General features: G+C 69.3%; 7 protein-coding genes. 3 read left to right on the top strand and 4 right to left on the bottom strand.

Annotation, left to right across the window (positions count from 1 at the left end; translation table 11 throughout):
* Positions 1–329: 329 nt before the first annotated feature.
* The 4 genes from bioD to ACFVAV_RS33710 all read right to left on the bottom strand — a co-directional run bounded on the left by bioD (position 330) and on the right by ACFVAV_RS33710 (position 3,976).
* Positions 330–998, bottom strand: coding sequence for a dethiobiotin synthase (gene bioD, locus ACFVAV_RS33725; RefSeq protein ID WP_379039691.1), 669 nt, complete (start codon positions 996–998; stop codon positions 330–332).
* Positions 995–2,143, bottom strand: coding sequence for an 8-amino-7-oxononanoate synthase (locus ACFVAV_RS33720; RefSeq protein WP_379039692.1), 1,149 nt, complete (start codon positions 2,141–2,143; stop codon positions 995–997). Before ACFVAV_RS33720 ends, bioD begins: the two co-directional genes overlap by 4 nt.
* 41 nt (positions 2,144–2,184) lie before the next feature.
* Complete coding sequence (locus ACFVAV_RS33715; protein WP_379039690.1) at positions 2,185–3,462, bottom strand: adenosylmethionine--8-amino-7-oxononanoate transaminase; 1,278 nt, start codon at positions 3,460–3,462, stop codon at positions 2,185–2,187.
* A 64-nt stretch (positions 3,463–3,526) separates the two neighbouring features.
* Complete coding sequence (locus ACFVAV_RS33710) at positions 3,527–3,976, bottom strand: MarR family winged helix-turn-helix transcriptional regulator (protein WP_379039689.1); 450 nt, start codon at positions 3,974–3,976, stop codon at positions 3,527–3,529.
* Positions 3,977–4,011: 35 nt separating this feature from the next.
* Between ACFVAV_RS33710 and ACFVAV_RS33705 the strand changes: the two genes are divergently transcribed.
* From ACFVAV_RS33705 to treY, 3 genes are read left to right on the top strand one after another with little or no spacing between them, the layout of a single operon-like run.
* A complete protein-coding gene (locus ACFVAV_RS33705; RefSeq protein ID WP_379039688.1) occupies positions 4,012–4,578 on the top strand; it encodes a cupin domain-containing protein in 567 nt (188 codons plus the stop codon).
* Positions 4,579–4,635: 57 nt separating this feature from the next.
* The gene (glgX, locus tag ACFVAV_RS33700) at positions 4,636–6,756 is read left to right on the top strand and encodes a glycogen debranching protein GlgX (protein WP_379039687.1); all 2,121 of its coding nucleotides are present in this window, start codon (positions 4,636–4,638) and stop codon (positions 6,754–6,756) included.
* Between the two features lie 8 nt (positions 6,757–6,764).
* Complete coding sequence (gene treY / locus ACFVAV_RS33695) at positions 6,765–9,185, top strand: malto-oligosyltrehalose synthase (RefSeq protein ID WP_379039686.1); 2,421 nt, start codon at positions 6,765–6,767, stop codon at positions 9,183–9,185.
* The last annotated feature ends 36 nt before the right edge of the window (positions 9,186–9,221 follow it).

Raw genomic sequence — 9,221 nt, 5'->3', positions numbered from 1 at the left:
CACACTATTGAGTTCTCAAAGAACACACGCACAAGCTTCTACCCGCAACATTTCGCAGGGGCTTCGGCAGGGCAAGGGTTCATACTTTAGCGCAGGCAATCCACCGAAGCAAGTCCGGAGTTTGTAACCCTGCACACATGATCAGTCAGGCGCTCATCGTCCTACCTCGTTTCCCTGCACCATCCGCTAGCCTCGAGAGGCTCAGCAGTTCGGCACCGGGTCGGTGTCCGTGTCGCTCTGACTCGAATTAAGTTACGCAGCCACGAACGCGAAGTCAAATCGGCTGGTCAGAGCCGGTTGTGGACACCGTCCATCATCTTCGGAATCGATCACGGACGCCAGTCCGCGGGGAACCAGCCCGGGGCCGCGGCGGTGAAGCGGTCGCGGTCCCACTGCCCCGCTCCCGCGGGGACCGTGCCGAGCAGCCGGGCCTCGGTGACCCGGGGCAGGTCGTCTCGATTGCAGTGCGAGGCGAGGTCGGGTTCCGTCGGCCAGGAGCCGATGACCAAGCCGGCGCAGGGCACGCCTGCCGCGGCCAGGGTGCGGGTGGTGAGTTCACTGTGATTGAGGGTGCCGAGTCCGGCGGCGGCCACGACGAGAACCGGCTCACCGAGCTTCTGTGCGAGGTCGAGCAGGGTGTACTCCCCCATCCGGACGAGCAACCCGCCCGCGCCTTCGACCAGCACCAGGTCGGCGTCGCGCAGGGCGTCGATCGCGGCGACGGTGTCGCCGAGGGACAGCAGGGGCATGCCTGCGCGCCGGGCGGCGGTGTCGGGGGCGAGCGGTTCCGGGTAGCGAGCGAGTTCGAGGGTGCGGGTCACGCCGGACAGACGGGTGACCTCGGCGAGGTCACCGGGTTCGCCGGGGGCGATGCCGGTCTGGGCGGGTTTGCACACCGCGACCGACCGGCCCGCGGCCTGGGCGGCGGCGGCCACGGCCGCGGTGACGACCGTCTTGCCGACATCGGTCGACGTGCCGCTGATCAGCAGGAGGCTCATGCCGTCACCACTTCCTTGCCGCGGGCCTCGGCGAGCACCTCGCCGAGAACCTCCGCGATGACGTCGAGTTCGGTGGGTGTGAGGTTCGCGCGCGCGGTCAGCCGCAGGCGGGAGGTGCCTTCGGGGACCGACGGCGGACGGAAGCAGCCGACGTCGAGTCCGCGTGCACGGCAGGCCTGGGCGGCGTCGAAGGCGAGCTGGGCCTCGCCGAGCACGACGGAGACGACCGCGGAGTCCGGTTCCGGCACCCCGGCGATCCGCGCGATATCGGCCGCGCGGTCGAGCACCCGCGACGCCATCGCGGGGTCGCGGCGCAGGAGACCGAGTGCGGCCCGGGCCGCGCCGACCGCGGCGGGGGCGAGGCCGGTGTCGAAGATGAAGGTGCGGGCGGCGTCGATCAGGTGGGCACGGATCCGCGCGTCGGCGAGCACGACCCCGCCCTGGGCGGCGAACGCCTTGGACAGGGTGGCGGTGATGACGAGGTCCGGTTCACCCGCCAGACCCATCTCGTGGACCAGACCGCGACCGCCCGCGCCGCGCACACCGAGCCCGTGCGCCTCGTCGACGATGAGAACCGCGCCGTTGGCCCGGCTCACCCGGTGCAGGTCGGCGAGCGGGGCCAGGTCGCCGTCGGCGCTGAACACCGAGTCGGTGAGGACCAGCGCACGTTCCTCGGAGCGCTCCGCGAGCAGGCGTTCCACGGCGGCGACGTCACGGTGCGGGGCGATCTCGACCCTGGCCCGCGAGAGCCGGCACGCGTCGACCAGCGAGGCGTGACTGCCCGCATCGGAGACGACGAGGGTGCCGCGCCCGGCGAGTGCGGTCACCGCGCCCAGGTTCGCGGCGTAGCCGGACGCGAAGACCAATCCCGTTTCCGCGCCGACGAATTCGGCCAGTTCGGCTTCGAGCTGCGCGTGTTCGGCGGTCGTTCCGGTGACCAGGCGGGAACCGGTGGATCCGGCGCCCCAGCGACGCACCGCGGCGACCGCGCCCTCGACGACCTCGGGATGGCGGACCAGTCCGAGGTAGTCGTTGGAGGCCAGGTCGATCGCGGGCGACTCGGCGGCGCGCACGCGCAACTCTCTGCGCAGCCCGGCGTCGACCCGCTCGGCCGCGCGCTTGTCCAACCAGCTCAACGGATCCATAGTCACAGCTGAGCAGCATACTTGAACACCGTTCAGTGGCGTCATCCGAGCGAGGCCTTGACCGCGGCGCGCACGGCGCCGGTGATGGTGGCGATGTCCTCGGTGGTGCTGATGAAGGGCGGCATCGTGTAGACGAGATTGCGGAACGGGCGCAGCCAGGCGCCCGCGTCGACGGCGGCGTCGGTGGCCGCGCGCATGTCGACCGGTTCGTCGAGCTCGACGACGCCGATCGCGCCGAGCACCCGCACGTCGGCGACGCCCGGCAGTCCGGCGATCGGCTCCAGACCCACCCGCAGCTCGGACTCGATCCGGGCGACCTCACCGCGCCAGTCCCGCGAGCGGAGCAGTTCGATCGAGGCCACCGCGACGGCGCACGCCAGCGGATTGCCCATGAAGGTCGGACCGTGCATCAGCCCGCCGTGCGCCGCGCTGATCGTCTCGGCGATCCGCGCGGTGCACAGCGTGGCGGCCAGGGTGAGATAGCCGCCGGTCAGCGCCTTGCCGACGCACATCACGTCGGGCGCGACGCCGGCGTGGTCGGCGGCGAACAGCGCGCCGGTACGGCCGAATCCGGTGGCGATCTCGTCGAAGACGAGCAGGACGTCGTTCTCGTCGCAGATCCGGCGCAGTTCGGTGAGATAGCGCGGATCGTGCCAGCGCATCCCGCCCGCACCCTGGACGACCGGTTCGACGATCACGGCGGCCAGCTCGTCGCGATGGGCGGCGACGGACCGTTCGAGCTCGGCGACGTAATCGGGTTCGAAGCCCACCGGTGGCGCGGAGACGAAGATCTGCTCGGTCAGGACGTCGGTCCACAGCGAGTGCATGCCGCCGTCGGGGTCGCACACGCTCATCGGGGTGAAGGTGTCGCCGTGGTAGCCGCCGCGCCAGGTCAGCAGCCGATGCTTCGCCGGCTTGCCGACGCCGCGCCAGTACTGCAGGCACATCTTCGCCGCGACCTCGACCGAGACCGAGCCGGAATCGCAGAGGAACACCTTGTCCAGCCCGGGGGGCGTGATCTCGACGAGCAGCTGGGCCAGCCGGGTCGCCGGTTCGTGGGTGAGCCCGCCGAACATCACGTGACTCATCCGCTGCGACTGCGCGAGCAACGCGGCGTCGAGCACCGGGTGCCGGTAGCCGTGCACGGCCGCCCACCAGGAGCTCATCCCGTCGACGAGTTCGCGGCCGTCGGCGAGGGTGAGCCTGGTGCCCGCCGCACTGGCGACGACCAGCGGTTCGGTGGTCGCAGGGAAGCCGCCGTAGGGATGCCAGACGTGTTCGGCATCGAGGGCGGTGATCTGCTCGGGAGTCAGGTCCACAGGTTTCCTCGTCGTCGCCCGGTGCCGCCGGAGCGACGGCCTTGAACACCGTTCAAGTTATCACCTACGGTTCGCGGCCGACGGGCTGATCGGCGATGACACCGGGAATGCGCCCCAGCGCGGTACGAACGTCGGCGAGTGCGGGTCCGCCGAGTGCGGCCGCGATCGCCTCCTCGATCCGGCGAATGTGCTCGCCCGCCAGCGCGAGAGCCTTGCCGCCCGCCGCGGTAGCGACGATCAGCCGCGCCCGCCGGTCGGCGGGGTCGGGGCGGCGCTCCACATAGCCGCACCGCTCGAGGTGTGTGACGAGTTCACCCATCGACTGCTGGGTCATCCCCGCAGCCTCGGCGAGCGCGGTCACCCGCGAGCCGCCCGGTTCCAGGTACCGGAACACGGCGTAGTGCGCGGGCCGCAGGTCGGTCCCGAGCCCGGCGCGCAGCCGATCGTTCAGGTCGCGCTCATAGGCATCGGTCGCCTGGACCAGCAGTTTCAGCAAGGTCGGGGGTCGGTCCATTGACATAATAGGAAGGTTACCTTTATATCTGGATGATGGCTGACATCGGCACCGTCCTCACCTTCCGCAACGGCCACCGCGTGACACTGGTCGACCGTGGCGCCGACGACCAGGGCGCCTACCTGCGGCTCGAGCACGTGCTCCCGCACATCGGGCGCGAAGCGGGCCCGCACTGGCATCCCGAGATCAGCGAGACCTGGACGATTCGCACCGGCCGGATCCGGTTCCGGATCGACGGCACCGAGATCGTCGCAGGGCCGGGCGACACCGTGACCGCGCCGCCGCGCGCCGTGCACGAGTTCTGGAACGAGGCGCAGGACACGGTCGTGGATCACGTGATCCGCCCGCCGCTGCGGCACTGGGAGATGTTCGAGTTCTGGAGCGGCCTCGACAACGCTAACAGGACCACCGCGAGCACACTGCCGCGCAACCCGCTCGCCCTCGGCCTGCTCTGGGAGTACCAGGACGGCTACCTCGCCGGCCCGCCCGTGCCGCTGCAGCGGCTGATCTTCGGCGGACTGGCCGCGCTGGCCCGGCGCACCGGCTATGCCCGGCGGCTGCTCGCGGCCACGGGCGCCCCGATGCCCGCTGACCAGGCGTGACGAAGCACCCACCGCGCATTCGCGCAGCCGGGGACCGGATTCCTCTACTGTCGTAGCATGTCGAGCCCGAACGACCGATCCGGTGAGGTGACCCCACTGGGCGTCTGGCCCGGCACCGCCTATCCGCTGGGCGCCACCTACGACGGCGCGGGCACGAACTTCTCGGTGTTCTCCGAGGTCGCGACCAAGGTCGAACTGTGCCTGATCGCCAAGGACGGCTCCGAGACCAGGGTGAATCTCGACGAAGTCGACGGGTACGTCTGGCACGCCTATCTGCCCGCGGTCACGCCGGGTCAGCGGTACGGCTTCCGCATCCACGGCCCCTATGCGCCGGAGCTCGGCTTGCGCTGCGATCCGAGCAAATTGCTGCTCGATCCGTACGGGAAGGCCTTCGACGGACAGTTCGTCAACGATCCGTCGCTGTATACCTACGGACTGGATTCGCTGGGCCACACCATGACCGGGGTGGTGATCAACCCGTTCTTCGACTGGGGCGCCGACCGGCCGCCGAACCGGCCGTACCACGAGACGGTGATCTACGAGGCGCACGTCAAGGGCATGACGATGACGCATCCCGACATTCCCGAGGAACTGCGCGGCACCTACGCGGGCCTGGGGCATCCGGCGATCATCGGGCATCTGAAGAGCTTGGGCGTCACCGCGATCGAGCTCATGCCGGTGCACCAGTTCTTCCACGATCACGTGCTGACCGACCAGGGCCTGCGAAACTACTGGGGCTATAACAGCATCGGCTACCTCGCCCCGCACAACCAGTACTCGGCCCGCCCGCGCGGCGATGCCGCGGTCGCCGAGTTCAAGGCGATGGTGCGCGCGATGCACGCCGAGGGCATCGAGGTGATCCTCGACGTGGTCTACAACCACACCGGCGAGGGCAACCATCTCGGCCCCGTCCTGAGCCTGCGCGGCATCGACAACGCCGCCTACTACCGGCTCGACGAGACCGACCCGGAGCTCTACAAGGACTACACCGGCACCGGTAACAGTCTGAATGTGCGGCATCCGCACACGCTGCAGCTGATCATGGACTCGCTGCGCTACTGGATCCTGGACATGCATGTCGACGGCTTCCGGTTCGACCTCGCCGCGACGCTGGCGCGCGAATTGCACGACGTGGACCGGCTTTCCGCGTTCTTCGACCTGGTGCACCAGGACCCGGTGGTGAGCCAGGTCAAACTCATCGCCGAACCGTGGGATGTCGGCGAGGGCGGCTATCAGGTCGGCAACTTCCCGAGCCTGTGGACCGAATGGAACGGCAAATACCGCGACACGGTGCGCGACTACTGGCGCGGTGAACCGGCGACGCTGGGCGAGTTCGCCTATCGGCTGACCGGCTCCTCGGACCTGTACGAGTCGACCGGCCGGCGACCCGGCGCGAGCATCAACTTCGTCACCGCGCACGACGGGTTCACGCTGCGGGATCTGGTGTCCTACAACGAGAAACACAACGACGCCAACGGCGAGGGCAACCGCGACGGGGAAAGCCACAACCGGTCGTGGAACTGCGGCGTGGAGGGCCCGACCGACGATCCGGCGATCCTGGAACTGCGGGCCCGCCAGCAACGCAATCTGCTGGCCACCCTGATCCTGAGCCAGGGCACGCCGATGCTGGCCCACGGCGACGAGATCGGCCGGACCCAGCTCGGCAACAACAATGTGTACTGCCAGGATTCGCCGCTGGCGTGGATGGACTGGTCGCTGGCGCGGACCAATGCCGACCTGCTCGAGTTCACCCGCTCGGTGATCGCCCTGCGCACCGCACATCCTATCTTCCGGCGACGTCGCTTCCTGGCCGCCGGACCCGGTGACGGACAGGACCGCAAACGCGAGATCGCGTGGTTCACGCCGGCGGGCGCCGAGATGACCACCGACGACTGGCACAGCGGTTTCGGCAAGTCCCTGGCCGTGCTGCTCGACGGCGACGGCATTCCCGAACCGGGACCGCGGGGCGAACGCATCAGTGACGACTCGTTCCTGCTGTACTTCAATGCGCACGACGAAGCGCTCGAGTTCGTGCTGCCAGGACCGGAGTTCGGTGCCGAATGGACTCTGGCCCTGGATTGTTCGACCCCCACCGGCGCGGCCGACGCGGTCCATCCCGCGGCCGCGTCACTCCCCGTCCCCAGCCGCTGCCTGCTCGTCCTGCGCCGAACCGCCTAGCCGAAACGATGACCGAGACCTACGTGACCGATCCGCTGACCCTGCTGCATCGCGCGCCCATCCGGCCGAGCACGGTGCGCAGCACCTACCGGCTGCAACTGCGGCCCGACGCCCTCACCTTCGCCGATGCCCGCGCGATCGCCGAATATCTGCAGCAGCTGGGCATCTCGCACCTGTATCTGTCGCCGATCCTCACCGCGACGCACGGCTCGACGCACGGGTACGACGTCACCGACCCCACCACGGTGTCGGCCGCGCTGGGCGGCCCGGCCGGTCTCAAAGCGCTGTCGGACGAAGTGCGCAGTCGCGGGATGGGTTTGATCGTCGACCTGGTGCCCAACCATGTCGGCGTCGCCGATCCGCGGCAGAACCCGTGGTGGTGGGACGTGCTGCGCAACGGCCAGAAATCCAAGTTCGCCAAGTACTTCGACATCGACTGGAGTCCCGGCAACGGCGCGGGCGGCCGGTTGGCGCTGCCGGTGCTGCAGAGCGAGAACGATCCGGCCGCGCTGACTGTCGACCGCTCGGGGCCGGAACCGATGCTGGCGCTGCATGATCTGCGGTTCCCGATCGCGCCCGGCACCGACGGTGACAACGCGCTGCGCATCCACGACCGCCAGCACTACCGGCTGGTGAGCTGGAAGGCCGGCGTGTGCACCTACCGGCGATTCTTCGCGGTGAACAGCTTGGCCGCGATCCGCCAGGAGGACCCCGAGGTCTTCGAGGCGACCCACCGCGAGCTCGCCGCCTGGTGCGAACACGATCTGATCGACGGTGTGCGAGTAGACCACCCGGACGGCCTGTCGCACCCCAGCGCGTACCTGACCCGGCTGCGCAGGCTGATCGGCCCGCAGCGGCTGCTGCTGGTGGAGAAGATCCTCGCCAACCGCGAACCCCTCGACGCGACGCTGCCGGTCGACGGCACCACCGGGTACGACGCGCTCGCCGACATCGGCGGAGTGCTGATCGACCCGGCCGGCGAGGCGGCGATGACCGAGCTGTCCCAGCACGTCGCCGGGCACGGGAGCGACCGGGCCTGGTTCGGCGAGACCGAGCACCGGATCAAGCGCGCGGTGGCGGAAACCATTCTCGCGCCGGAGATCCGGCGACTCGTCTCCGCGATCAAACGCGACGGGAACGCGGGCAGTTTCGACACGCTCGCGGTGAGCAACGCGACCATCGAGGTGCTGGCGTTCATGCCGGTGTACCGGGTGGACTACGCGCCGCTGGCCGGGATCACCGCGGCCGTGGTCGCCGAGGTGGAGAAGCGCAATGCCGAGCTCACCGCGCCGCTGTCGGTGCTGGTGACCGCGCTGGCCAAGGGCGGCGAGGCGGCGACCCGGTTCTCCCAGGTGTGTGGCGCGATCACCGCCAAGTCGGTCGAGGACACCATGTTCTACCAGGGTGCGCGGCTGGTGTCGTTGCAGGAGGTGGGCGGTAATCCGGCGCGATTCGGCCACTCCGTCAACGACTTCCACCTGTCCAACAGCGAACGATCGCAGCGCTGGCCCGCGACCATGACGACCCTGTCGACCCACGACACCAAGCGCGGCGAGGACGTGCGCGCCCGCATCGGAGTCCTGTCGCAGGTGGCCGAGATCTGGTCGCAACGGGTGCGCGGCTGGCTGGAGACCACACCCGCGCCGGACGGTGCGACGGCACTGTTCCTGTTGCAGAACATGTTCGGGGTGTGGCCCGCTGACGGGCGGCCCGCGTCGTCGGTGCCCGGTCTGCGTGATCGGCTGCATCTGTTCGCGGAGAAGTCGATTCGCGAGGCGGGCGTCAAGACGTCATGGGAGGAGCCGGACGCGCAGTTCGAGGCGGCGGTGCACGGCTGGCTGGACGCGGTGATCGACGGTCCGGTCGGTACCGGTATCGGCGATCTGGCCCATGAACTCGCACCGCACGCCTGGTCGGATGCGGTGGCGCAGAAGCTGTTGCAGCTGTGCGGTCCCGGCATCCCGGATATCTACCAGGGCACCGAATTGTGGGAGGACTCCCTCGTCGACCCCGACAACCGGCGGCCGGTCAATTTCGCGGTCCGCGCGGGTTTGCTCCAATCTCTCACGGAGCCACCGACACTGGACACCACCGGTGCGGCGAAGATGTGGGTGGTCGCCTATGCGCTGTGGTTACGCAGGGAGCGACCGGAGTGCTTCGTCGGCGGAACATATCTGCCGCTCTACGCGGTCGGGGAGCACGCGCAGCGGCTGGTCGCCTACGGACGCGGACCCGCGGGCGAGGCGCCCGAGGTGATCGTCGTGGCGACCAGGCACTCGGTCGGGCTCGCCGCGACCGGCTGGCTCGATACGACACTGCAACTGCCGGAGGGCAATTGGATCGACCGGCTGACCGGCAATACTTTCGCGGGCAGCGTGCGGATCGACAAGCTGTTCGCCCGTCTCCCGGTTGCCCTGCTGGTGCGCTGAGCGCACGAACGCGGGGCCACGGTGTCATCCGTAGCC

Origin of the sequence: Nocardia sp. NPDC057663 (genome assembly GCF_042799895.1) — a bacterium.
In the GTDB taxonomy this organism is placed as follows: domain Bacteria; phylum Actinomycetota; class Actinomycetes; order Mycobacteriales; family Mycobacteriaceae; genus Nocardia.
The sequence above is the reverse complement of the archived record's forward strand: the minus strand, read 5'-3'. Positions and strand labels throughout refer to the sequence as shown.

Bases quoted from the DNA above. Each gene is read 5' to 3' on its own strand.
- bioD (WP_379039691.1), bottom strand. From the start codon at position 998: ATGAGCCTCCTGCTGATCAGCGGCACGTCGACCGATGTCGGCAAGACG.
- ACFVAV_RS33720 (WP_379039692.1), bottom strand. From the start codon at position 2,143: ATGGATCCGTTGAGCTGGTTGGACAAGCGCGCGGCCGAGCGGGTCGAC.
- ACFVAV_RS33710 (WP_379039689.1), bottom strand. From the start codon at position 3,976: ATGGACCGACCCCCGACCTTGCTGAAACTGCTGGTCCAGGCGACCGAT.
- ACFVAV_RS33705 (WP_379039688.1), top strand. From the start codon at position 4,012: ATGGCTGACATCGGCACCGTCCTCACCTTCCGCAACGGCCACCGCGTG.
- glgX (WP_379039687.1), top strand. From the start codon at position 4,636: ATGTCGAGCCCGAACGACCGATCCGGTGAGGTGACCCCACTGGGCGTC.
- treY (WP_379039686.1), top strand. From the start codon at position 6,765: ATGACCGAGACCTACGTGACCGATCCGCTGACCCTGCTGCATCGCGCG.